The sequence below is a fragment of the Neobacillus sp. 114 genome, from assembly GCF_030127045.1.
GTDB classification, from domain to species: Bacteria; Bacillota; Bacilli; order Bacillales; family Cytobacillaceae; genus Neobacillus; species Neobacillus rhizophilus.
In genome coordinates this window covers 3,442,636-3,467,591 of record NZ_CP126144.1, presented here as the reverse complement: position 1 = coordinate 3,467,591, position 24,956 = coordinate 3,442,636, and the positions used below count along the sequence as shown (strand labels likewise).

The window sequence follows — 24,956 nt, the reverse complement described above, 5'->3', positions numbered from 1 at the left end:
ATGCTTGTCATCGTTGTTTTAAGTTTTCATGACTATCATTACAAAGAATTAAATGATCTGGACTGGGTCGATTTTCTTCGCAGACAACGCATAACAAATTGACTTTCTTAATGCTCGACTCGACCAGAAGAAGGAATAGACTGGATAATAAAGAATATTAACTAAATAACGGTTCAGTTTAATAAGGAAGTAACTTTAATTAGAAATAAATGCTCCCATTAGTGAAAAATAAAAAACGTTAAATGTAGAAACAATATTTAAATAATTAAAGGGAGGAAGAGGTATGTCTAATAACGTAAGACCAAGAAAAATAATTTTAGATTTAGCTGTTACGTTAGATGGGTTTATTGAAGGAAAAAATGGGGAAATTGATTGGTGCATCATGGATCCTGAAATGGGGTTTAATGATTTCTTACATCAAATTGATACGATTCTGTATGGAAGAAAATGCTACGATTTGTGGGGACAATTTACTCCAGGTATCGAAGATTCTGATACCGATAAAGAAATATGGAAATTAGTTCATAGCAAAGAGAAATACGTGTTTTCCAGAACGCAAAAAGGAACCGGTAATAAAGCCATATACATCAACGATGAAATTTTGGAAGAAGTCATTAAATTAAAGAATAAGCCTGGCAAAGACATCTGGTTATATGGCGGCGCAAGTCTTATTACAACGTTTATTAATTTAGGGCTTGTTGATGAATTTAGATTATCGGTTCACCCTGTTATTTTAGGAGAAGGAAAACCGTTGTTTATTGATATAAAGCAGAGGTTGAATTTAAAACTGGTAAATACAAGAACGTTCTCCTCTGGTGTTGTGCAACTCATCTATCATTTGAATAGGAATTAATCAAATTGAATATACTTGACCAGCTGGACAAATCTTTGTGGAACACGAGCTAACAAAGCTGTAATCTAGCTGGTAAACAGACTGGAACGGTTCGAGACCACTGAAAAATACATCATTCTAAGGAGCTGGAGTGCTATTTTTTTAGCCTACACGGGCAACCTAAGTGGCATATTTTTACCGGCGCGGGACTTTTCTTGTGCTCACGGACAGAATAGACCGGTTTATTTTTACCGGTGCGGCATTTTTCTTGTGCTCACAGGCAGAATAGACCGTTTATTTTTACCGGTACGACGCTTTTCTTGTGGTCGCGGGCAGAATAGACCAGTTTATTTTTACCGGTGCGGAACTTTTCTTGTGGTCGCGGGCAGAATAGACCGGTTTATTTTTACCGGCGCAGCACTTTTCTTGTGCTCACGGGCAGAATAGACCGCTTATTTTTACCAGTGCGGCACTTTTCTTGTGCTCACGGGCAGAATAGACCGGTTTATTTTTACCGGTGCTGCATTTTTTTGATGCTCACGGGCAGAATAGACCGGTTTATTTTACCGGTGCGGCATTTTTCTTATGGTCTCGGGCAGAATAGACCGGTTTTTTTTTACCGGCGCGGCACTTTTCTTGCACTCACGGGCAGAAAGATGGTACTTGGGGTAGTTGAGGAAGCTTTATTAATATTTTTCTGAGATCATCAACTTCCCACCCGCCACAAAGTTGCAACGTTACGATAAAATTTAGTTTACATATAAACATTTTGAATTTATAATGTTCATGAGTAAACATTTTAATGTTTATGTATCCTTAGCTTCCAGATTCAAAATATAATACAGATCAAACTTTCATGGTTAGATGGGGGGGTGATCCAAATACTTTAGCTAGAAGGGGTTTTAAATGGACAGTTATAATAATATTTTCGATCTTACACATATGATTCAACAGATAACCAATGAAAATATTGTTCGATTTACAAATGAATTTTCTTATCCCATTGGTATATCAACAATTGTTGTTTTAGCTGAGATAGAAGCTAGGGGACCTTTAAAACAAATTGATTTAACAGAAGCATTAGGATATTCGAAAAGTACTATCACGAATATGGCTGAAAAACTTGTTAAGCTTGATTTGATAGAAAGAAATTATGATATAGGTGATCGAAGGACGGTCTATCTCAGAATCACAGATAAAGGTATGGAAGCTATAAAAGAGGCTGAATCTATCGGTGAAAAAATTCATAAGGAATTATTTAGTATTCTTTCTGAGGAAGAACTTACAAATTACATTGAAATTCAGAAAAAATTATTAGCTAATATTTCTGTTAATAAAAAGTTGACATACTAGTCTCTTAACAATTATTTTCCGGACTATCTGAATACCTGAAGTATTATGCACTTTACAAATATAAATGAAAACAAAAAATTGTTGTAGTAATGGAGGGAGAATTATTAATGGCTCGTTTAGAAGGAAAAGTTGCAATTATCACTGGTGCTGCCCAAGGTATGGGGGCAGCTCACGCTAGACGCTTTGTTGAAGAAGGAGCAAAAGTTGTATTAACCGATCTAAGTGAAGAAAAGGGTAGCGCGTTAGCAAGTGAATTAGGTGAAAACTCTCTGTTTATAAAGCAAAATGTTACGAGTGCTGTAGATTGGGCCAATGTTGTTGGTAAGGCTGAAGAAAAATTTGGACCTGTCAATATTTTAGTAAACAACGCTGGTATTACAATGGCAAAATCTATCCTAGAAACGACAGAAGAAGAATACCGCCGCATCGTGGATATTAACCAAGTATCTGTATTCTTAGGAATGAAAACAGTTATTCCATCCATGCAAAAAGCTGGCGGCGGCTCTATTGTTAATATATCTTCCATCAATGGTATTGTTGGCGGTGCTGTCGGCTATACAGATACAAAATTCGCCGTCCGCGGCATAACAAAAGCAGCTGCGATGGAATGTTCCCACTATGGCATCCGCGTAAATTCTGTACATCCAGGTGTAATTGCAACTCCGATGGTCGTGCAGGAAGATACAAAAGCAGCGGTAGAGGAATTCGCAAAACATATTCCTTTAAAACGAGTTGCACAGCCGGAAGAAGTAACCAACCTTGTTCTTTATTTAGCTTCTGATGAATCAAGCTACTCAACTGGTGCTGAATTTATCGTTGATGGCGGAATAACTGCAATGTAAAGGTAAGATTGTGAAGAAATGAAATAACCTAATTTAGGCTAGAATTCTTGTTACATCAAGGATTCTAGCCTTTTCACTTTGGTGACAAGTAATGTCAATTACTTTTTAACTACAAACTAAACTCAATGGTTCAAACAAGTACGTTTTCCCCTTGCTTTGTGCAACTACGCAGCGGAGGGTCCACGAAATTCTGCGGTATTCCACAAAAAGAGTGCGGTTTTTAACATCTTCAAGGTGAATACAATGTAAGAGTAGATGATAAGGGTAGACAATAATCAAACTTCCACTTAATTAAAGGAGTGCATATTATGTTTGATTGTGTAATTGTAGGAGGGGGACCAGCAGGTTTAAATGCTGCACTTGTATTAGGCAGGGCAAGAAGGAATGTGGTTTTATTTGATCATAATTCTCCAAGAAACGCTGTCACCCGTGAGTCGCATGGCTTTATAACCAGAGATGGAATTGAACCTACGGAATTTAGAGAAATTGCTCACCAAGACATAGCTAAATATCCTTCTGTAGTGATCAGAAATGAAAAAATTACTGACATTAAAAAAAAGGGAATTCTATTTGAACTTGTAACAAAAGCAGGGGAATGTATTCTAGCAAAGAAAGTTATTTTAGCGACTGGTCTAAAGGAAATCCATCCGTCCGTGAAAAACGTAATGGATTATTACGGAAAAAGTCTTTTTAATTGTCCCTATTGCGATGGATGGGAGTTGAAAGACCGTCCGCTTATAGTCATATCAGAATTCCCATCTGCTTACCATATGGTTAAAATTGTTTATAATTGGAGCAAAGACTTAATCGTTTGTACCAATGGACACAAGGTTTTAACTTCCGAGCAAAAAGAGGTGCTGCAAAGAAAAGGAATAAAGGTATTTGAACAAAAAATCAAAACACTTGTTGGTGAAAATGGAATTCTAGAAGCTGTCATTTTTGAGGATGATAAGATAGAAAAGAGGGATGGTGGATTTGTAACACCCGAATGGATTCAGGCTTCACCTTTTGGAAAATCTTTAGGATGCGAACTAAACCAGCTTGGTGGAATTATAACAGATGAGTTCGGCAGGACTAATATAGAAGGTGTTTATGCTGCAGGTGATGCCTCCGTTATTGCTCCCTCACAAGTGATTATTGCCGCGGCCGAGGGCAGTAGAGCCGCAATTGGAGTTAATACAGACTTAACTCAAGAGGATTTTTAAAACATTATTAAAACAAATACTTACAGCGCGAACGGGAGAGTTCACTAAGATGGTTTGTGCTTTTATAAAATATATTATTTTATAGCTGAAAAGGAAATCCACTCCTTATTAGATAGGAGTGGATTAATTTCTATTCTTGAGGATTTATGATGGCTAAAACCTGATGGTCTTCCCATTTACCATTTATTTTAACATTGCTCTTAGAAATGCCTTCTTTTTCAAAACCCGCCTTTTCTAACACTCTAATTGAACCAATATTATTCGGCATAACACCAGCTTCAATTCTATGTAATTTAAGGGTTGTAAATGCATAGTCTAATACAAGTCTTACGGCTTCTGTGGCATAACCTTTACCATTATGATTCTTGCTTAAACTGTAACCGATAATGGCACTCTGTAAAGGATCAAGTAAAATGCGATAGAGTCCAATCGTTCCGATAAGTTCATGGTTATCAGTTGTAAAAATCCCAAAATTGTATTCAGTATCTTTGTTTGCCTTTTCTATTTTTTGATTCATTAGGTCTGTTTGAAACTCCAATGTGAAATAATCAGAAGGGCGTTTCATTGTATAGGTTTGAAAAAATTCTTGATTATCTATTTCAAACTGAAGAACATCATTAGAGTCATTTAATGTTAGTAATCTTATATAAATATTCTGGGTCTTAAGCATAATTTTTCTCTCCATTACAAGAATTGTGTGAATTTATATATCATTTTTTAATTTTAATTGTTCGGGTTGTATATGAAGATGAAGTTTGTACCAAGAGAAAGGATGGAAAAATGAATAAAACTAGATACAGATTTTAGTAAGCGTAAAGGACCTAAATTAATTAAATTATTGAGATGACACTTAAAAATATACAAACTATAGCCAAACTGAAGAAAAGGATAGAAATTTTTGTATTACTTTTCATATTTATTCCAAAAGCAAAAAAGAAGATACTGGCAGATAATTTTGAAAGACTTTGAAAATAGTGATTATCAGAAAAGAAAGAACTGCTAAAAACAACAGAGATGAGAAAAGTTATACTGATTAACATCTTAAACCATAAAGGTTGTTTTAAAAAATGAAATACCATTAATTTAATCCGTTGCATATAAGAATATCCCCTCATTTCAAGTTAACCCGTCTATAACTAATAACAATGAAGAAGATTCGAATAGTTGTAATGTTACATTAATTTAATATAACATAAAATGATAATTTTTACCAATTTGTGGTGAGGCATGGGGACGGTTCTTGTGCCTCACAAATTGAAAGACTGGAAGAAATCCGCTCTCAGGATTAGGAGTAAAATTTGCTTTTGCTCGGAAAGGGGGAAAGCTTAATTTGTATATCGTCACAAAAGGAATTAAAGCCAACTTCCCATAATATAGGAGTTGGCTTTAACCATGATGTCGGCTATATATTTATCTTGCAAATAGCGTATTATTAATTCCAGGCGACACCCTCTTATATGAAAGCTAACCTAGAGAAATTAAACGCTAGGAACTACTTAACCCACAACATATCAAATTTAATATTTTTTTATCTTTCATATATATAAACGGCTGTTTTTAATTTTGCTCCTAAGAATTTACTCCTTTTCTTTTGCAGCCACCGGTACAATCATATATCGGCCCTTCAGTGATTCAGTTAGAACTAAGTATGATTAAGTTTTCGCACTTCCTTGTATACTATTACTACGGAAATTGTTCCATTGTCCGAATTTGCCACTTTAACATCCACGTAATTCAATAGGTCGAGTTTACTCAAAAAATCATTGGCCTGTTCCTCGACATCACTTTGTGCACCTGTAATGATCTTTGTACATATCTTGCGGATAGTGAAGTCCATAACGCCCGCTCCTCTGAACAATTGAAATATTTTCAACATATTAATTAACTAATCTATATCAAAGTATCCTCTATAAATATTTTTACACAACAGCAGGGGAATTACGGTTATTCCCCGCTGTTGTTGTCCGATTAGACTTCCACTAGGATTTATTGTTTTTCTGACCCGTACCTACCCAAATAGCAAGAATGAAGACGATGATTCCAAAAATGACACTATTCCACATTGCCCCTGCATCACTGGAGAAACCGTACACCCAAGGAGATATGATGAGCCAGATACCAATCAAACCGGTAAGCCAAAGTTGCCACACAATCAACACCTCCATTAATATTTGACGTTGACGTCAATGTCATTAAAATATATATGTCTTTCAAAAATAAATATTCACGGGGTTACACATTTTAATTAACTGTGAAATTTGGAAAATTAAGTTAAATTGATATTGGACGTAAACGTAAAATTTATTTATAATATTGTTTAACATATCAGGAGGTCAGTTTTTGATGGATGAGTTACTGAAAATTGATGAGGTAGCAAATCAGACTGGTTTGAGTAAACGGACTATTAGGTATTATGAAGAGTTGGGTATTTTACCTTCCCCAGAACGCAGCGGGGGAGGAACAAGGCTTTATAAACAGAAGCATGTTAAGTTCTTAAAGCGAATTTCGGCTGCCAAAGAGGTACTAGGGTTTACTTTACAAGAACTACAGGAATTTCTATCACTCACGGAAATGTTAGAAAGTCAAAAAGAAGAATACAAAAAGGTATCTGATCCACAAGAACAAAAAGCAAAATTGACTGAAATCATTAAAATCCTCGATGGCGAACTCGAGATCATTGAACAAAAGATTAGGAGAATACATACTGTCCAAACCGAGCTAGTGACTCTAAGGGAACGTGCACGAGCGTTGATTGAACTAAAGAATAATGAATAACACTAACGTATACGGGATCACATGCAGGTGGTCCTTTTTTGTTGAACTGAGTTTAATTGAACAAGAAATAGTTAAAATAGTTGAGGTGATAAATGTGAAGGTATTGAACCTATATAGAAATCGATATAGAGCTTTAAAAATTCTTTGAAAATAAACTAAGTGAAGGCATTTTAATTCACAGGAAAAATAACAAAACAGAAAGAGCCTGTTTCAAAAGGACAGCCCCTTGGTGACAAGAACCTTCCATGTACACAAAAAAACGATGGCAAGGCATTCGTTGCTCAAATCTGATGTTTGGGGAGATAGCCTTGCGAGGTTTTCTTCTTATTTTGTTTTAGTAAAGATTTTTCCATTATTTAACTCACACCAATCTGATAATTCGTCATAGGTTTCCTTATTCCCGTATTTTTCAAAAAAAGCTTCCTTATTTTCGAATACTTCCATTTCACCATTTTCTAGTAATGTTACCATTTGATAAGGATTTAATAGAAAAACCTTGGAAACAGCTATTAATTCACCTATATGTACATTATCAGCTATATTTTCCATTATTTCCGCTCCTTTTACAGATCGCATTTAAATTAAAACTTCTTAAAGTATTCTCCAAAAGTGTCGATATTATTTATTGTGACTGTAAGTTAAAAAAACATCTCTAAAGTCACCTGAAAAATAGGTGGCTTTTTCAAAGCAGGCGCGAGAGGGCTGCGCATTCAATTGTCACATACTGTACAGTGAAAGTGATGGCAAAAAAGGGGTTTAGTATATTACATAAATAAAAGCCCGAAAACATAAGCTTTCGGGCATTCCGTATTTGGTAAATTCGTTCAGACTCTTCCTTTAAGTATTTGCTTTCGATACTGAAAGGCGGTTAGTAATTTATAACCTCTAAGGTTAGGAAGCATTTTATCTAGCAGCGCAACCGCCTCTTCCTTTTTCCCATCATAAACGGCTTGATCGACTTCCAATATCTTTATGAAAAAGGTGTCTGCAATCTTATCTTTATATTGTTTGAATGACGCATTGTCACCTTCATTAATAGCGATATCCGCCAAAGTGTACCACTTTGTTTTATGTCTAGCCATTTTCGAAAGAAGCTCTTTTGCTTTTTCGTATTGTTTATGCTCCATTAAGAGCATCAATTCGGAGTTTTGTTTTAATTTTTTGGAACGGATTTTCCCCATGGCTTGTTCGGCAGCTGGTAGGTTCCCGTGGAGATAATGGTATAGGAAATGCAAATGTGGAGATTTGGATTTTTTTAAGTACACCATCATCTTTTCGGCATCTTTTCCAAATATAAGCGGGTTTCGTAAAAGGATAAAAACAACCGCAACAGCTAATACGCCAAACATGATCCAAATGGGAACCTGAAAAACGCCCATCAAAAAAGCAAACAAAAAGACTAGAACCAAAATCCAAATCATAGAATCCTCCGGTAGCAGGTTTTACTCCTATTTTATCACACTATTGTTTTCCTGAATTTATCTGAAATGCAAAAGATATCCCCGAAGCGTAATTTTTTATTAGTCAAAGGAGAGCGGGGAAGCGCTTTTTAAAGTGGAATTAAAAAAGTATAGATACTATTATTACAAGTAACTTAAGGCAAATGAAAGGCATGAGTCCGGTTCAATATCGAACTCATGCCTAAGTAGCTTGTGGATTAATATTCGTCGTCGGAATACATTGCAGCAATAAATTCATGAAGTTTATCCTCTTCATAATCGCTTAATTCCCTCATCGGGATCACTGTTTGATGTTGAGGGTCACGCCCGCGTATCTCAGCAACTAATTTCTCATCAAGAAAAACATTAAAAGCGGGTTCATTTTCGTGTGACGGTTTAATCGGTTCTTTACGAAAATTTGGTTTTTGTCCAGTCATCATGAACTCCTTTTCTTACTAAAGTTAATTTCTATCCTTCATTATCACCCAATCTACTTTGTTTATGTAATTAAAATAGTTTATCGTTTCTGTGTAACTCCCTTCATAATTAGAGGGGAGTTTTGGTTGTTCTATATGATTGTGGAGTTAAAACGGACAGCCACCTTATTGTAAAATGGAAACGTTAGATATTGAACGATCGAAGCAGAACAGCTCAATAAGAATGTTATAATAATCTCAATTCGTACTATTAGAGGTGATAGTTTGAAGATTAAAAAAGCAAATAAAGAAGATATAAAAGCCGTAGCAAGAGTTTATGTTGATGGTTGGAGAACTACTTATCACGGTTTAGTACCAGACGATTATTTGGACAGATTATCGTACGAAGAAGCAGAACAAAGGTGGCTTCACTTTTTAAATAATGAAAATGAACCCTTTATCTATATTGCAATTAATGATGCAGGAAAAATTATTGGTTTTGCAGCTGGTAAAAGTATTGATGACGAAAATTTTGAAGGAGAATTATACTCACTTTATCTGTTGCAGGAATGTAGGGGATTAGGAATAGGAAAACAACTGGTTTCAGCTATTGCTAAGCATTTTAAAGAAAAGGGCATTCCTTCTATATTGGTATGGGTAATGTGACGAAATAAATCTGGTCTTGGTTTTTATGAACGTTTGGGAGGTAAGGCATATCTTCATAGGAAAAGTAAGTTTGGAGGCAGCATAGTAGATGATGTTGCTTATGGCTGGAATGATGTCTCAGTATTATGTATGGAAGAAGAATAAAACTACATGATTATCTGCTAATCTCCAATTGCGATGTAATTACATGATAAAAAATGTAAGGCCTCAGGTGCTTGAAACGTATTTATTAAAAGCTTAAAACAAGAATCTTTTAAATGTTGTAGTTTGAAATAACTGAGATTTTTCTGAGCTTTCTTTTTTGTTAGGCTTTTTTTAATGCTGTTTTCGTTATATATAGTGGTTTTTTCCTCTATGAGATCGAACCGCTGGTATTTTAAAGCGTTAGGGTGCATAGAAAGGCTAAAATATAATCAACAATTTTAAGAAAGATTTAATTAAGGACATAAAAGTTAAGATATTGATTGATGAAACTATAAATTATAAACGTTAACACTTGTTTAAATAAAAGTAAGACAGGAATGACTAAGAAGGAAGATTGCAAAATTAATGGACTTAAGCTAGGGTGCTTTAGTTGAACAAGGCGACAATGATAGCCCTTCAATTAAAGAAGGGCTTACCCATTGTTTGAAAGTTGTTAGTTGAAGGTTGAAAAAACGGACGGTTCTTAAATCAGTTGCTTCTCGGATTCCTTGGTATAATGCACTACTTGATCCAGTTTACCATTTTTGAGTTTTACTGCCCATTCTGGATCAGCTAGCACGGCACGGCCGACTGCCACATAGTCAAATTCGCCTGCTTTGATTTTTTCATCTATGATTTTAAGATTGTCAACAATTGTGACATTATCATTATCCTGATTGCTTAGATAAGCGCGGTTAATACCCACGGAACCGACGGCAATCGTTGGTTTTTCAGTAATTCGTTTCGTCCAGCCAGCTAAGCCTAATGATAAATCTTCATCTTTAAATTCAGGTTCCCAGATACGTCTTGTAGAGCAGTGGAAAATATCTACGCCCGCTTCAACCAAAGGGGTGAGCAATTGTTCAAGCTCTTTAGAGTTGGTAGCTAATTTCGCTTGATAATCGGTTCCTTTCCATTGTGAATAACGAAAGACAATCGGAAAATCTGGCCCGACTACTTTCCGGCAAGCACGAACAACATCTGCCGCAAACTTTGATCGCTCGCCTATATCCCCGCCATACTCATCTGTACGTTTGTTCGTTAGTTCCCAAAAAAATTGATCGATTAAGTATCCATGTGCTCCATGCAATTCAATTCCGTCAAAGCCGATGCGCTTCGCATTTGCTGCAGCTTCGGCGTATGCGTTAATCATTTCAGCGACTTCTTCTTTCGTTAAAGCCTTTATTTTCTCATTTCTCTGGCCTTTTAAAGTAAATCCAGACGGACTGACAGGAGGTGCGTCAACATTTGGTTCACTGCCTGCTCTTCGTGCTGCACCAACATGCCATAATTGTGGAATGATTTTACCACCTGCCTGGTGGACTTCATGTACTACATTTGCCCAGCCATTTAAGGCGTCCTCACCATAAAAACGGGGAATATCAGGGCTCATTACGGCAGCTGGGTGGTTGATTGCTGTTCCTTCAGTTATGATGAGCCCAATCCCATTCTCTGCACGTTTGCGGTAATATTGAGCAACATTATCTCCAGGTACACCTTCTGGCGAAAACATCCTTGTCATGGGAGCCATTACTAACCGGCTTGCTAACTTTTCATTTCCAAATGGTACAGATTGAAACAATGTATAACCTGCGTACTTTTGATCCAAGTCGAGCACTTCCTTCTACTTATTTGTTTAATCATGCTTCCTTTATTCTACCAATTACTCTATATAAATATAAACATATAAGTCTTATGTTTTTATAATTTTCAAAAAAGTGTTTGTAAATATCGCTATATCAACACAAATTATTTTTGAGGTAGTAACGTAGACAAATGAATGTCTTTTTATATAAGTGCCAGGATTTTTGAAGATGCTATAATAAAATAAGAAAACACGTTTGGTTTTTACGACAATTAAGGATACTAGGGGGAGTTTTTAATGGAAGAGAGCGTTAAATTAATCCTCAACGATTTACAAAAAATTAATGGTCGTCTCGGAAACTTAGAAGAAGGTCAAGCAGGATTAATAGCAAGTCAAAAGGGCTTAGAAGCAGGTTAACAAGCTTTAGTAGAACGTCAAAAGGCTTTAGAAGATGGCCAAGTAGGTTTTGTAGCAGGACAAAGAGGTTTAGAAGTAGAAATCTGCGCATTAAAAGAGCGTCAGGATAAGCTGCGTTTAGATGTAATAGAAATAAAAAATGGTCAAGAAAAATTGCAAAGGAATTTAATCCAAAGCTTAGGTTGATTATACAGAGAAAATGATTCAATATACAGATGATAAAACGACTGCATTAAACAAACGGGTTTTTAATGTGGAAACCCAAAATGAAAAACTTTTTAGGCAATAAACATGTTTTTACAAAACAGTGGGAAGCCAAAGCTTTCCACTGTTTATTTCGTTATTTAACTGGTTTTTTCATGAATGGTTTTGAAAATTCCAAATATTGAGTTTCGTTAATAAAAAGTAATGCCCGCTACACAATTGAACTAATGTCTTTTGTTCCTGCAAGACCACAGCAGAAATCACTAATGATGTGATTGGGTCTACATAACTAAATGCACTTTTCCTTTTTAAATATCGTATGAAACTTGAAATCGATACTTTGGAAGGAACATTAACCACCATATGAACATGATCTGGCATGATGTATGCATTCTATACCACATGACACATAACATCCTAGTGAAGAGATCACCTATATATAATTAATTATTATAATCTTCAGTATATATATTGACAGAAGGGGTCATTGGCTCATATACTCAAATAGTAACCAAGTGTTCAGATCACCTAATAACCATTTATACATTAGTTAAATGTGAATAAATGAGCAAGGCGACAACGAAAAAAGTTGAGGATGATATTTAACAAAAATAAAAGAAAGATGTTTAATGTAAAATTTATTTTTCTAATAGACATAAAATTATATGTGGAATAATTGCAAAAAAACTCTTTGTAAAACTGATTTTGAAAAAAAACTCACATATATTTACCTAGCATCAAAAACCTAATAACTTTAGGTTCAAATAGGTATATACAAAAAGGAGTGGTGGATGTGTGGGAAATTCAGCAAGTTAAGCCAAGAAATTTATACGAGGATGTTGTTGAACAACTAAAAGAAATTATATCTAATGGAGATTTAAAACCTGGAGATAAGATACCATCGGTACGTTCACTATCAAGTTCATTTAATGTTGGGCAATCAACAATACGTGAAGCATTGAGTGTATTAAAAACGATTGGTTTGATAGAAACAAGACATGGAGAAGGGACATTCATTCGTAATTTTGATTCCTCTATTCTAAACCAGTCGATTCCCGATTATCTTTTCATTACAAAAGATGACATAACAAATTTGTTAGATGTTCGTAAGATCTTAGAGAAGGGGACAGTAGCATTCGCTGCTCAAAGAAGAACAACCGAAGATTTAAAAAAAATAGAAACAGCTATTAACAAAATGGAATCGGATTTAACATCTATTAATATTGGTGGGGAAGCGGACTGGGCCTTCCATTTTGCAATTGCAGAAGCCAGTCAGAATAAAATTTTGATATCGTTGATGGAACAACTTTCAACTACAATGCAAAAGGCATTGAGGGCTATCAGGGATAAATTTTATGTCTCTCCAGACATGCCAGAAAAATTATTGGCAGAACATCGCGAGATTTTTTTAGCAATCAAGGAACAAAATGTTAACAAAGCCGAGGAACGAATAGTTGCACATTTAGTTAGTGCCCAGGAGCTATTTGACCAATACGATGAAATGGTGGAAGAAAATTGATATGATCGTTTGACAAAGCGAGAGAAAGATATTAAATATATTAATTATTTATATCTAATAACTTACCCAAAATAATAATTGTTTCATTCATTACGTAATTTTCTATGTTTATTTACAAGTTTCTAACTGGGGTTTAGGTTTTTTACTAGGTATAGTTAATTTCCTTACGCGGTGCAATGAATGTAAATACAATTAAGAAAAAGTCCAAATATTGTTATTTGGACTTTTTTACTCTTTTATTTCAACTGTTTCTCAACAAAAAGTGAATTGCTTAGTTAATTTTAAGAAATATTTTGCTGAAAACCCTTTCTAAAGATGGTTAATTGTTGTAATATATAGAATATTAAATAATTAGGTCATCAGATGACCTGTTAAGTAAAGTGGAATATTTTTAAGGGGAAGTGAAAAATGAAGGTTACTATTTTTGCAACGTGTATGGTTGATATGTTTCAGGGTAATGTTGGCAAAGCGGCAGTTGAACTGCTTGAAAGACTTGGGTGTGAAATTGAATTCCCTGAGTCGCAGGTTTGCTGTGGCCAGCCGGCATATAACAGTGGTTATGTAAAGGAATCAAAAGAGGCCATGAAGCGGATGATTGAAACGTTCAGTGATGCCGAATATGTTGTCTCTCCTTCCGGTTCATGTGCTTTTATGTTTAATGAGTATCCTCATATTTTTGCGGGAGATCCTGTCTGGGAAATTAAGGCACAGACACTGGCAGAAAAAACATATGAGTTAACTCAATTTATTGTGGAAGTTTTAAAAATTGAAGATGTCGGGGCCAGTTTCGAAGGGAATGTTACCTATCACACCTCATGCCATATGACAAGATTATTAGGAGTTAAAGAACCGCCGATGATTCTATTGCAAAATGTTAAAGGCTTGAAGTTCACTGAATTACCAGGTAAGGAACAATGCTGCGGTTTTGGAGGTACCTTTGCTGTCAAAATGGCACAAATTTCGGAGCAAATGGTTGATGAGAAAGTCCGTCATGTTGAAGAAACCGGAGTAGATTATCTTGTCGGTGCAGATGCTGCCTGTCTGATGAACATCGGCGGTCGAATGGAAAGATTGGGGAAACCGGTTAAGGTCCTACATATAGCGGAAGTATTGAATAGTCATTAAGTTATTTACTTTTTCGAAATCATAATAGGAGGATTTCCAATGGCAATTAAGATTGGCACGGAACAGTTTACGGAACGTGTTGATAACGGAATTCATGATGATTTCATGCGTGGTGCAGTTGCTTCTGCACAAGACGGGATGAGCATGAAGCGTAAGGCAGCGACAACTGAAGACTTGGGCAATTGGGAGGAATGGCGCAATCATGGGGAAGAAATCAGGCAGCATGTTCTTAAATATTTGGATTATTACTTAGAGCAATTAAGTGAAAACGTTGCTAAACTTGGCGGGCATGTCTTTTTCGCCCAGACAAAGGAAGAAGCGAATGAATACATCAGAAGTGTTGTGCAAAAGAAAAAAGCAAAAAAAATTGTGAAATCAAAATCGATGATGACTGAAGAAATAAGCTTGAATCCAATGCTGGAAGAGGAGGGCTGTGAGGTTGTTGAAACAGATCTCGGTGAATACATACTTCAGCTTGATGAGCATGATCCGCCATCCCATATTGTAGCACCGGCATTGCATAAAAATCGAGAGCAGGTCAGGTTAGTTTTTGAAAAGAAATTAGGATACACGAAATCATCCAATCCTGAAGAACTTGCTTATCAGGCACGGGTTACTCTTCGGAAAAAGTTTTTAGCAGCGGATATCGGGATAACTGGCTGTAACTTTGCGGTTGCAGAAACTGGTTCCTTTTGTTTGGTCACAAATGAAGGAAATGCCGACTTGGTGACCGCACTGCCGAAAACACAAATCACCGTAATGGGAATGGAGCGGCTGGTTCCAACCTTTGAAGAAATGGAAGTGCTCGTCAGTATGCTAACAAGAAATGCAGTTGGACAAAAACTGACAAGCTACATCACCGTATTGACTGGGCCTAAGGAAGAACTTGATGTTGACGGACCAGAAGAATTCCATCTGGTCATTGTGGATAACGGCAGATCCAACATTCTTGGTGGTGAATTCCAGTCAGTATTGCAATGTATCCGCTGTGCAGCATGTATCAATGTATGTCCGGTATATCGTCATATTGGCGGACATTCTTACGGTTCCATTTATCCTGGACCAATCGGTGCCGTTCTTACACCGCTGCTTGGGGGCTATGATGAATACAAGGAGTTGCCATATGCATCCACCCTTTGCGGTGCCTGTACAGAAGTTTGTCCAGTGAAAATTCCGCTTCACAACCTGCTTCATAAACATCGGGAAGTCATTGTAGAAAAGGAAGGTAAAGCACCAGTTTCGGAAAAATTATTAATGAAGGCATTCGGGTTAGGTGCTGCATCACCAACTCTTTATAAAATTGGTTCGAAGATCGTCCCTGCTGCAATGTCTCCATTTATCTCAGGGGATAAAATTTCTAAAGGACCAGGACTATTAAAGGCTTGGACGGAAATTCGAGATTTTCCGGCACCAAATAAAGAGAGACTCAGAGATTGGTTTAAAAATCGGGAGAAAGGAGAAAAATCATGATTGGCACCATCTATAATCGAGATAAGTTTTTAAATCAAATTGCTAGCCGATTGAACCGTCCGCGGATTTCTGCTCCAATGGAAAGGACGAAATGGAAATATGAGCCTCAGTACGAAATCTATAAGGATGCTGACCAGTATGAACTGCTGGAGATGTTAAAAGAACATTGTAAAAAAATCCATACGGAGATATTTACCGTTGATTTGGCCGGACTTCCAGAGGTGGTAAATGAGGTGGTCTCTGAATATGGCGGCGGTCCCGTTGTAACATGGAAGGATGAACGGTTCTCTAAATGGGGTCTTGATTCCCTGATGAAAGAAAAGTGGCCATCTGAAAATGTTGATGTTTTTGAATGGGATTATACATTATGGGAAGAAAATGTTCATCAGGCTGAGCATGCAAATGTCGGGATCACCATTAGTGAAATAACGCTTGCTGAGTCTGGAACGGTCGTTTTGTTCAGTGACAAAGACAGGGGAAGAACTGTCAGCTTTTTGCCGAAGACCTCTATTATACTGATTCCCAAAAGTTCGCTGGTTCCTAGAATGACTCAAGCAGCGGTGAAAATGCGGGAAATGTACCAAAATACAGGACATGTTTCCTCCTGTATCAATTTTATCACGGGCCCGAGTAACTCAGCTGATATTGAACTGAACCTTGTTGTCGGAGTACATGGTCCGATAAAAGCAACGTATATTGTGATAAATGACATATAAGGGGACTACTCTAGCAAATCCCTAAAAGGGGTAACGCCGGAATCTCAACTAACAGTCATTTCCTCCAAAAGTGATTTGAAAGAACCTATTATTTATTCATTCTTACTATATTTACTGTATAAAAACCATCAATAATCTGTTAATTAAGAAGGTTGCAGGGAATAAAGGTTTTCCAAAATAAAGAATATTTTTTATTGACAGAAAATTGACTAAGTTATTATAATTATACTAACAAGATAGACTCTCAATCTATTATTGTAAACAGATCTATGGATGTTCGTAAGATTTTGGAGAGGGGGCTGGTAGCCCTTGTTGCACAAAGAAGACTAGCTGAAATTATATTTTTTATAATTATTGATCAGATCACCTAATAACCACATTAATTTAGTTAATTTGCATAGTAATTGTTATGTTTAAATTCTTTATATCTTCAAATGTCTTCTTAAAAATTAACATAATACCTTGTTTGGATTTTATCGATAAAAAGTGAAATATATTTTTTTGTCCAAAGTGATCAGGTCACCTAATAACCATGTTTCGTTCTCGCTGATCACAGTGTTGGGTGAATATTGGAATTAAACCACATATTAAAAAACTAAAAAATATTTTTTGTATAATTTACAACATATGAATAGTGAAAATAGAAGAATCACACAGACACCAAATCCAGTCGGTAACTTATATAAAGGTGATATCCCGTATAATCGACTTCAAAACAGCTGTTATCTAATTTATGCGCTCGATATAGTGATCAGATCACACGGTTACCTTATTGATATATTTATTGAGAGTAGTGGTCAATTGTGGGGAATTTAGCAAGCATGTCCCTAATCATTACTGATAGTAAATGTTTGTAAATTCAATAAAGGAGGTGGATACTACTCTAGGTTGAAAAAGATCAATAAATCTTTAAAAATCTGAGACTGTTTATAACCAAATGGAATTCGATTTAATCCGTTACGATCGGTAACTACGATGCAAAATGGATTGAAGGCAGGTCATAACAATATGAAAATTTGGGGGAATTAAAGTGAATAAATTAAAGGTATGTGTTGTGGGTGCAGGAACAATGGGACGCGGCATTGCTCAAGTTTTTGCGGAAGCAAACTTTGATGTTTTGCTGATTGATAAAAGTAAAGAACAGCTAACGATAGCATTTCAATATATTAGGAAATATTTGTCTTTTAACTATAACAATACTGAAATTGAACAAATTATTGCACGTATCTCAACAAGTGAACAAATTGACAGTCAAATTGCTGAATATTCGTTGATTGTGGAAGCGGTTCCGGAGAATCTTGAGTTAAAGAAACGTATTTTTAGTGAAATTGAACCTTTGGTGCCAGAAGATACGATTCTAGCAACGAATACATCACAAATAAGTGTTACTTCCATTGCTAGTGCTTGTGAAAATACTTGTAGGGTTTTAGGAATGCATTTTTCTAATCCACCGCATCGTATGGAATTAGTTGAAATTATTCGCGGTTTAAAAACAGATGAGAATACGGTTGATATGGTAGTAGATATTACAAAGCAAATTGGCAAAAAGCCTTATGTAGTGAACGATGTCCAGGGATTTGTAGTGAGCCGTATCGCGGCAGCTGTAATTTCAGAAGGTATAAGAATTTTAGAAGAAGGCGTATGTGATAAAGAAACACTCGATGGAATTGTAAAAACAGGTTTAAATCATCCGATGGGCCCCCTAGAATTAGTTGACCATATCGGTCTAGATATATTTTTAATGTTAAGTTCTGACATGTTTGAAGCTTATGGAGACCGGTTTAGAGCATCTCGTACTTTAAAGCAATATGTGGAGGCAGGAATGTTGGGTAAGAAAACAGGAGAAGGGTTTTATAAATACGCATAACTTCTTAGCCTACATATTCGGAAAGATCTTTTAAATCCATTAAACTGAATTTTATGAATTGGAGTGATTTGATTGTATAACTTAGAAAAGTTGATCGTCCCTGATTCTCATGACGATAATCTTAAACTGAATTGTTCTTATTGTCCTAAATGCGAACGAAAATATTTTCCGTTAAAGGAAATATGCGCTGATTGTTTGGACTCATTGACGAATATTGAGATTAATTCAAATGGCCGCATATTTTCCTATACAACCATTCGGACAGATTCACCGTTTTATAAAGCACCATATACACTAGCCTTTGTAGATTTAGATGAGGGAGTCCGTCTACTAGCAAGGGTAAATGTCGAGAGTCACCAACAACTTGATAGTAACAAACGTGTGAAAGGAGTTCGTACTCCAATCACTACAAAAGATGGAGAAACAATCAACGCATTTGAATTCAAGATAATAGAGGAGGTTTAAAAATGAGAGATGTTGCGGTAATTGGGATGGGAATGACACCATTCGGAAAATTTCCAGAAACACCAATTAGTAAACTGGGGTACACTGCAATTATTGAAGCTTTGAAAGATAGCGGGATTGAAAAACAAAGAATTGAAGCTGCCTTTATTGGGAGCGTTTACGGGGAAATGGGAATCGGGCAAAAAATTTTAATGGAAATTGGTTTAACAGGAATCCCTGTAACAAATGTTGAAAATGCCTGCGCAAGTGGTTCAAGTGCATTTAGGGAAGCATGGCTACAAGTGTCAATGGGAGCCATAGACGTTGCTTTGGCTGTTGGTATTGAACAATTATCAACAAGTATAAGCGGGCCAATACCCTTAAATTTGGAAGATTATGAAGTTAGTCAAGGATTAATTCTACCTGCTCAGTATGCATTAATGAGTCGTAGATATATGGATCGGTACGGCATAACTGAAGAACAACTCGCTCAAGTATCGGTCAAGAACCACTATAATGGGACCTTAAATCCAAAATCTCAATATCGTAAAAAAATGACCCTTGAAGAAATTATGTCATCAAGACCAATCGCTGATCCTATTAAACTATTAGAATGCTGCCCAATTGGTGATGGTGCAGCTGCTGCCATACTAGTGTCAAAGGAATATGCGAAAAAATTAGGAATTTCAAATCCTGTTTGTGTAAAGTCTTCGGTGCTGATGAGTGGAGATACCGTTTACGAACCTGAAGAAAGCGTTTGGAGTCAAAAGTTAATTAATAAGACTGTTTCTAAAGCCTATGAAGATGCAGGATTGGGACCTAATGACATTGATTTTGCTGAAGTGCATGATGCATATCCGATCGCAGAGCTTTTAGCTTATGAGGGTCTACAATTTTGCAAACCTGGTGACAGCGGGAAATTACTTAGTGATGGTGTAACCGAATTAACTGGAGCTAAACCAGTGAATACAAGTGGAGGATTATTGTCCAAAGGTCACCCATTAGCAGCGACAGGCGTAGCACAGCTTTATGAGATTTATTTGCAGCTTCATGGAAGAGCAGAAAATAGACAAATAGAGAGAAACGGGAAACTCCCTCTTGTCGGTGTGGCAGAGACGATGGGAGGAGGAGGTATTTCGAACTTAAGCGGTAACATTTGTTCCATTATTATATTAGCAAGATAAAATTAAACCTATTTTAAGGAGGAATTATTAATGATTGCAATTACTAATGACCTGTTGGATCCTCAAGCTGTAAGTGATCCCTATTCCTATTTTAAACAAATACGTCAAGAAGATCCGGTATATTGGAATGATCGCTGGAAAGGATGGATCATCACTAAATATGATGATGTGTATGCACTTTTACAAGATCCTCGAATTTCCGCGGATCGTATTAGCAAACAAGTAATGGATAAAATGCCGACAGAGGGAAAATATGTTGCTGAAGTAATGAAAAAGTGGATGCCCTTAACCGATCCTCCAAATCACACTCGTATTCGCAAGGTATTACAAAAGGCCTTTTCTCCTCGAGTTATCGGGGCAATGAGAGATACAATACAGAATATAGTAAATCAAGCTATAGATGAAATTGAAAAAAGAGAACGTATAGATATTGTTTCAGACTATGCATTCTCAATTCCGTCAAATGTTCTTTCAGCAATGATGGGGCTGCCATCGGAAGATTTTGACAAAATCAAAACCTGGACACATGATCTTAATACTTTAGTTTTCATTGATTTATCAGTAAAAGATCGACACATGAAAGCTTTTCTTGCTGTTAAAGAGATGTCGGCTTACTTTGAAGAAAAATTCGAAGAAAGAAAAAGAAACCCAGGAACAGATCTTATAAGTTCCCTTATTGAAGCAAATGAAGGAGGGATTTTAAGTCCTGAAGAATTAATTGCTCAGAGTATTCTTTTGTTTCAAGCTGGACATGAAACAACGACAGGAATGATTGCTAATAGTTTACTAGCTCTTTTAAAAAACCCAGATCAAATGAAATTGTTAAAAGAAAACCCGTCATTAATTAACACAGCTGTAGAGGAGTTTGTTCGTTATGATGGGGCTGCCAAATCAGTGGTTCGAGTTGCTACCGAAGACATCGAAATTCGTAATAAAGTCATAAAAAAAGGTGAGCGACTACTAATTGTAAATGCATCTGCTAATAGGGATGAGGAAAAGTTTGAAAATCCAGATCAATTAGATATTACTCGGGATCCAAATCCTCATCTTGGATTCGGTCATGGAGCTCACTATTGTCTTGGTAATCAATTAGCGCGATTAGAAGTAAGAATTGCTGTCAGCACCTTTTTGCAAAGAATTAACCATTTAGAATTAGCACATGATCAATTAAGCTGGGAATCGACAATGGTAGGCCGCCTGTTAAAATCACTTGATGTTTATATAAAAATATAACTAAATTTATATAAAAAACTTTTAATTCTTTCTTGAATGGGGGTAATTCTTCATGAAGGTTACAGTTAATAAAAACGTATGTATAGGTAATGGAATGTGTATCGGAATTGTATCAGAAGCTTTTAAATTTGGTGAAGATGGTAAGTCGCAAGCCTATAACACGGATCCCGAATTAGCAGATTTAATCCGTGAGGCAGAAGAGAATTGTCCTGTTGGCGCAATAATAATCGAGGAAGATGACTAATGGGGGTCTAAATTTTCAGCCTAGGGAGCTATTAGAATAACCATGAACATATGTGAACGAACCGTCCTCCGCTTGCAGAAGGGATGAATATCTGGGAATAAGACTTCGGGGAAGTATTTATATGAGGACCAGTGGAGCAATAGGTTAAGTAGACACACTATTAAACTATATATGTTTATCTGGCACTGGTCCTCGTTTGATTAGATTAATAATACACTCGATACAAACAAATTTTACTGCTTTTATACTTTGAGCGAAGCAAAAGGAATGGAAATAAATATGCTAAATAAATTATATGATCTCGGCAATCGTATTCATCTAATCGACGTATTTGACCTAGGATTATCTAATCGTACAGGTACATATGTAATTATTGAGGATGACATTACACTAGTGGAGACCGGTTCTAGCAAGTCTGTGCCTCATATATTAAATGGATTAAAAGAATTAGACATTGATCCAAGAAATGTGAAAAACATTATAATTACTCATATTCACCTTGACCATTCTGGAGGAGCTGGATTATTATTGCAAGACTGTCCGAACGCTACCATTTTTGTTCATCCTAAAGGTGCTCGTCACTTAATTGATCCTTCTAGACTAAAATTGGGAGCAAAAGCAGTTTATGGCGATGATTTTAACCGTTTTTTTGAACCAATTCTGCCCGTACCAGAAGAGAAAATCATCATTAAAGAAGATGGCGAAACATTGCAGATTGGTAAGAACCGCGCACTGACTTTCTTTGATACTCCGGGTCACAGTGATCACCATTTTTGCATTTTAGATTCAGTTAGTAATGGAATATTTACGGGTGATACACTAGGAATGAACTGCGAGGTAGTTCTTGCAGACCTTGGGATTAAATTAATTTTACCTTTAACTTCTCCGAATCAATTTAAACCAGATGGAACTCTGCATTCTCTTGAAAGAATAAAAAAACTTAATGTAGGTCGCATTTATTTTGGACATTTTGGCGTTGCCTCAGATGTAGAAGAAGTGTTTAAACAAATCAAGTCATGGTTACCGCTTTATGTAGAAATTGGTGAAAAAGCTGTACAACTAAATAAGGACCACACATGGATTGCTGATCAAATGTTTGATCGTATTAAAGGTGAATTAACAAGATTAGGAGTACCTGATTCGCATCAAATATATGATTACTTACAACTGGAATTACCTATTAGTGCAATGGGTATTGCCGATTATTTCAGCAAAAAAATCGATAAAACTCATCTAAGGGTTTAGTAAGACTTCGAAAACAAATTTCTCCTGATTGAGCAGTAGTTCAACAAAAGCGGGATGAACCTTAAGAACGGACATACTTTACGCCTCAATGGTCTTATAAATTAGAAAACTACCATTTTACAAATTGTGGAGAGTATTCTCTCTTATATCAATATTGTTTTTTATTTATACTAGTCACCTGATCACCGGTTCATCTCAATCCCACTCAAGTATTAGCTGCACGTTAACTTGCAACTGCAAATGTAAATGTATTAAAAATTTTAGGGGTAAGACTACATTTTATATTTAGTTATGGTCATCCATCAAGATTTTCAAAGATTAAAGAGACTGATTAAAGTAAGAAAGGTCGTACACGTACAATTAATATACCAATTATCAGTGATGGTAAAAAATTCATAAACAAGCTAAATAATTTATTAATTGGAAGGAAAAGTGTATGAGAATACTTAAATTTTTTCTAATCCCCTTGCAAATCTTGGTGCTTTGTATTTTTTATTGGCTGGTGCAGCAAGTAGTTGTTTGGATCCATATACCAATTCCAGCGAGTGTATTGGGAATGGTTCTTCTAGCAATTTTATTGATAGCAGATATTATTCCACTACATTTTATTGAAGATGGATCTCAATGCTTAATTAAGTTTATGCCCATTATGTTTGTACCTGATGGAGTAGCCTTGTTATATTCCGGAGATATTTTAAAAAATAACGGGGTTATGTTGTTAGTCATGTTTTTGATTTCTACTATATTGGTCATGTCTTTAACAGCTATTACATCCATTTACATGCAGAAGGATAAAAAACAAATAAATAATGACCAAAAAGTGGAAGGGTGACTGTAAAGAATGGGGATACATCCTTACACTATTGGTTATGGTTTGATATTAACCGTAAGTGTTTACTGCATTGCTGTTTGGGTACATGGAAAGATTCCTTCCTTATTGACAAGCCCAATGATATTAAGCATTTTGATGGTAGGCTCTGTATTAATAGGATTTAAATTTCCATATGAAGACTATTATGAGGGTGGAAAACTCATATCTTGGTTTTTAGGTCCAGCTGTCATTTCACTAGCAGTACCTATCAAGAAAAATGTGGCCGTTTTAATAAAATTTAAGAAAGCAATCTTCTTAGGTACTTTCGTTGGTTCCTTAACCGCAATCTTAAGTAACTTTTGGCTGTTTTACGCTGCAGGATTTCCTCCAAGTTTGGTGTACTCGATTGTACCGAAGCACGTTACTACCCCTATAGCGATGGAACTATCTAAGATTATGGGAGGAGACCCCTCCATTACTGTCGGAATAACCTTTTTCACGGGAATATTTGGATTTCTAACTGTCGGATACTTTTTGGATCGTTTCTCGATTAAAGATCCTATTTCAAGAGGTTTAGTTATAGGTGTTTCATATCATGGACTAGGAGCAGTACGTGCCATGGAAGAGGGGGAATTAACCGGTGCAATTGGCAGTATAGCATTTATTATTACCGGAACTATTACAAGCTTCATAACTCCAATTCTATTAATATGGTTTAAGACTATTTTATAATTGCCCAAATACTACTCGAAAGATCGAACTGAAACAACTAGAGAGTGCTTACTACACATCAAGGTATTTTTACGACCAAAACTATCCGAAAACTCTAAATTTATAAAAAACGGCGACTCTAAATTAACAAGCTCATATGTTTATTTTCATTGGAAGTTAAGAGCAAGAAAGAATGCTTGGTGAAGAAGGCATTTTCTTGAAAGGAGGTGATTCTTCATGAAGGTCACTATTGATCAAAACGTATGTTTAGGAAAAGAAATGTGTTTAGAAATCGCACCAGAAGTTTTTAAAATCGGAAAGGAAGGTAAGTCGAGTGTTTACCAATCAGATCCCTAGTTATTAGAGCTAATTTGTAAAGTTGAAGAGAATTGTCCTGCAGGTGCCATATTGGATGAGAAGTTGACTAAATTTAACTTAGTTTTTCATCTTTTGCTAGATTTGTTATCAAT

27 protein-coding genes are annotated in these 24,956 nt (G+C 36.0%); 19 read left to right on the top strand and 8 right to left on the bottom strand.

Going from position 1 to position 24,956, the window contains the following annotated elements:
* Nucleotides 1-283: 283 nt before the first annotated feature.
* The 4 genes from QNN06_RS16885 (at nt 284) to QNN06_RS16870 (ending at nt 4,232) form a co-directional block, all read left to right on the top strand.
* Nucleotides 284-853 (top strand): dihydrofolate reductase family protein, encoded by a 570-nt coding sequence (locus tag QNN06_RS16885; protein ID WP_213119596.1) that lies wholly within the window; start codon nt 284-286, stop codon nt 851-853.
* Nucleotides 854-1,738: 885 nt separating this feature from the next.
* A complete protein-coding gene (locus tag QNN06_RS16880; protein WP_249366812.1) occupies nt 1,739-2,185 on the top strand; it encodes a MarR family winged helix-turn-helix transcriptional regulator in 447 nt (148 codons plus the stop codon).
* A 107-nt stretch (nt 2,186-2,292) separates the two neighbouring features.
* Complete coding sequence (locus QNN06_RS16875) at nt 2,293-3,027, top strand: glucose 1-dehydrogenase (RefSeq protein WP_213119597.1); 735 nt, start codon at nt 2,293-2,295, stop codon at nt 3,025-3,027.
* Nucleotides 3,028-3,332: 305 nt separating this feature from the next.
* Nucleotides 3,333-4,232 (top strand): NAD(P)/FAD-dependent oxidoreductase, encoded by a 900-nt coding sequence (locus tag QNN06_RS16870; protein ID WP_213119797.1) that lies wholly within the window; start codon nt 3,333-3,335, stop codon nt 4,230-4,232.
* 130 nt (nt 4,233-4,362) lie between these two features.
* Here QNN06_RS16870 and QNN06_RS16865 read toward each other — a convergent pair whose 3' ends face one another.
* From QNN06_RS16865 to QNN06_RS16855, 3 genes are all read right to left on the bottom strand, one after another.
* On the bottom strand, nt 4,363-4,902 hold the full coding sequence (locus tag QNN06_RS16865) for a GNAT family N-acetyltransferase (protein ID WP_213119598.1): 540 nt from the start codon (nt 4,900-4,902) through the stop codon (nt 4,363-4,365).
* 972 nt (nt 4,903-5,874) lie between these two features.
* Entirely contained in the window at nt 5,875-6,069 is a 195-nt protein-coding gene (locus QNN06_RS16860; protein ID WP_217036955.1) for a hypothetical protein, read from the bottom strand.
* A 142-nt stretch (nt 6,070-6,211) separates the two neighbouring features.
* The gene (locus tag QNN06_RS16855) at nt 6,212-6,382 is read right to left on the bottom strand and encodes an SPW repeat protein (protein WP_284035500.1); all 171 of its coding nucleotides are present in this window, start codon (nt 6,380-6,382) and stop codon (nt 6,212-6,214) included.
* 193 nt (nt 6,383-6,575) lie between these two features.
* Here QNN06_RS16855 and QNN06_RS16850 point away from each other — a divergent pair, with 193 nt between their 5' ends.
* Nucleotides 6,576-7,007: a MerR family transcriptional regulator gene (locus QNN06_RS16850; protein ID WP_213119600.1), complete on the top strand. Its 432-nt coding sequence runs from the start codon at nt 6,576-6,578 to the stop codon at nt 7,005-7,007.
* Nucleotides 7,008-7,331: 324 nt separating this feature from the next.
* Here QNN06_RS16850 and QNN06_RS16845 read toward each other — a convergent pair whose 3' ends face one another.
* From QNN06_RS16845 to QNN06_RS16835, 3 genes are all read right to left on the bottom strand, one after another.
* A complete protein-coding gene (locus QNN06_RS16845) occupies nt 7,332-7,556 on the bottom strand; it encodes a hypothetical protein (protein WP_213119601.1) in 225 nt (74 codons plus the stop codon).
* A gap of 275 nt (nt 7,557-7,831) precedes the next feature.
* Entirely contained in the window at nt 7,832-8,428 is a 597-nt protein-coding gene (locus tag QNN06_RS16840) for a hypothetical protein (RefSeq protein WP_213119602.1), read from the bottom strand.
* 236 nt (nt 8,429-8,664) lie between these two features.
* Entirely contained in the window at nt 8,665-8,883 is a 219-nt protein-coding gene (locus QNN06_RS16835; RefSeq protein WP_213119603.1) for a hypothetical protein, read from the bottom strand.
* Nucleotides 8,884-9,147: 264 nt separating this feature from the next.
* On the opposite strand from QNN06_RS16835, the gene QNN06_RS16830 reads away from it, so the two are divergent.
* Nucleotides 9,148-9,528 carry a GNAT family N-acetyltransferase gene (locus tag QNN06_RS16830; RefSeq protein WP_249366814.1) on the top strand — a complete coding sequence of 127 codons (381 nt, stop codon included), beginning with the start codon at nt 9,148-9,150 and terminating at the stop codon, nt 9,526-9,528.
* A 667-nt stretch (nt 9,529-10,195) separates the two neighbouring features.
* On the opposite strand, the gene QNN06_RS16825 is transcribed toward QNN06_RS16830, so the two are convergent.
* A complete protein-coding gene (locus QNN06_RS16825) occupies nt 10,196-11,320 on the bottom strand; it encodes an NADH:flavin oxidoreductase (protein WP_213119604.1) in 1,125 nt (374 codons plus the stop codon).
* Between the two features lie 750 nt (nt 11,321-12,070).
* Nucleotides 12,071-12,280: a hypothetical protein gene (locus tag QNN06_RS31410; protein WP_481819263.1), complete on the bottom strand. Its 210-nt coding sequence runs from the start codon at nt 12,278-12,280 to the stop codon at nt 12,071-12,073.
* 430 nt (nt 12,281-12,710) lie between these two features.
* Here QNN06_RS31410 and QNN06_RS16815 point away from each other — a divergent pair, with 430 nt between their 5' ends.
* The 13 genes from QNN06_RS16815 to QNN06_RS16755 all read left to right on the top strand — a co-directional run bounded on the left by QNN06_RS16815 (nt 12,711) and on the right by QNN06_RS16755 (nt 24,843).
* Complete coding sequence (locus QNN06_RS16815) at nt 12,711-13,436, top strand: FadR/GntR family transcriptional regulator (RefSeq protein ID WP_213119605.1); 726 nt, start codon at nt 12,711-12,713, stop codon at nt 13,434-13,436.
* 408 nt (nt 13,437-13,844) lie between these two features.
* Nucleotides 13,845-14,561 (top strand): (Fe-S)-binding protein, encoded by a 717-nt coding sequence (locus QNN06_RS16810; RefSeq protein ID WP_213119606.1) that lies wholly within the window; start codon nt 13,845-13,847, stop codon nt 14,559-14,561.
* A gap of 39 nt (nt 14,562-14,600) precedes the next feature.
* Nucleotides 14,601-16,031 carry a LutB/LldF family L-lactate oxidation iron-sulfur protein gene (locus QNN06_RS16805; protein ID WP_213119607.1) on the top strand — a complete coding sequence of 477 codons (1,431 nt, stop codon included), beginning with the start codon at nt 14,601-14,603 and terminating at the stop codon, nt 16,029-16,031.
* A complete protein-coding gene (locus QNN06_RS16800; RefSeq protein WP_249366815.1) occupies nt 16,028-16,747 on the top strand; it encodes a LutC/YkgG family protein in 720 nt (239 codons plus the stop codon). Before QNN06_RS16805 ends, QNN06_RS16800 begins: the two co-directional genes overlap by 4 nt.
* Nucleotides 16,748-17,777: 1,030 nt before the next feature.
* Nucleotides 17,778-18,614 (top strand): 3-hydroxyacyl-CoA dehydrogenase family protein, encoded by an 837-nt coding sequence (locus QNN06_RS16795; RefSeq protein ID WP_213119608.1) that lies wholly within the window; start codon nt 17,778-17,780, stop codon nt 18,612-18,614.
* Nucleotides 18,615-18,686: 72 nt separating this feature from the next.
* The gene (locus QNN06_RS16790) at nt 18,687-19,079 is read left to right on the top strand and encodes a Zn-ribbon domain-containing OB-fold protein (RefSeq protein ID WP_213119609.1); all 393 of its coding nucleotides are present in this window, start codon (nt 18,687-18,689) and stop codon (nt 19,077-19,079) included.
* 2 nt (nt 19,080-19,081) lie between these two features.
* Nucleotides 19,082-20,242 (top strand): thiolase family protein, encoded by a 1,161-nt coding sequence (locus QNN06_RS16785; RefSeq protein ID WP_213119610.1) that lies wholly within the window; start codon nt 19,082-19,084, stop codon nt 20,240-20,242.
* A gap of 30 nt (nt 20,243-20,272) precedes the next feature.
* Nucleotides 20,273-21,475 carry a cytochrome P450 gene (locus tag QNN06_RS16780; protein ID WP_213119611.1) on the top strand — a complete coding sequence of 401 codons (1,203 nt, stop codon included), beginning with the start codon at nt 20,273-20,275 and terminating at the stop codon, nt 21,473-21,475.
* Nucleotides 21,476-21,527: 52 nt separating this feature from the next.
* Nucleotides 21,528-21,719 (top strand): ferredoxin, encoded by a 192-nt coding sequence (locus QNN06_RS16775; protein WP_213119612.1) that lies wholly within the window; start codon nt 21,528-21,530, stop codon nt 21,717-21,719.
* A 267-nt stretch (nt 21,720-21,986) separates the two neighbouring features.
* The gene (locus QNN06_RS16770) at nt 21,987-22,964 is read left to right on the top strand and encodes an MBL fold metallo-hydrolase (RefSeq protein ID WP_249366816.1); all 978 of its coding nucleotides are present in this window, start codon (nt 21,987-21,989) and stop codon (nt 22,962-22,964) included.
* A 436-nt stretch (nt 22,965-23,400) separates the two neighbouring features.
* On the top strand, nt 23,401-23,796 hold the full coding sequence (locus QNN06_RS16765; RefSeq protein WP_213119613.1) for a CidA/LrgA family protein: 396 nt from the start codon (nt 23,401-23,403) through the stop codon (nt 23,794-23,796).
* A gap of 9 nt (nt 23,797-23,805) precedes the next feature.
* The gene (locus tag QNN06_RS16760; protein WP_213119614.1) at nt 23,806-24,507 is read left to right on the top strand and encodes an LrgB family protein; all 702 of its coding nucleotides are present in this window, start codon (nt 23,806-23,808) and stop codon (nt 24,505-24,507) included.
* 216 nt (nt 24,508-24,723) lie between these two features.
* Complete coding sequence (locus QNN06_RS16755) at nt 24,724-24,843, top strand: ferredoxin (protein ID WP_213119615.1); 120 nt, start codon at nt 24,724-24,726, stop codon at nt 24,841-24,843.
* The last annotated feature ends 113 nt before the right edge of the window (nt 24,844-24,956 follow it).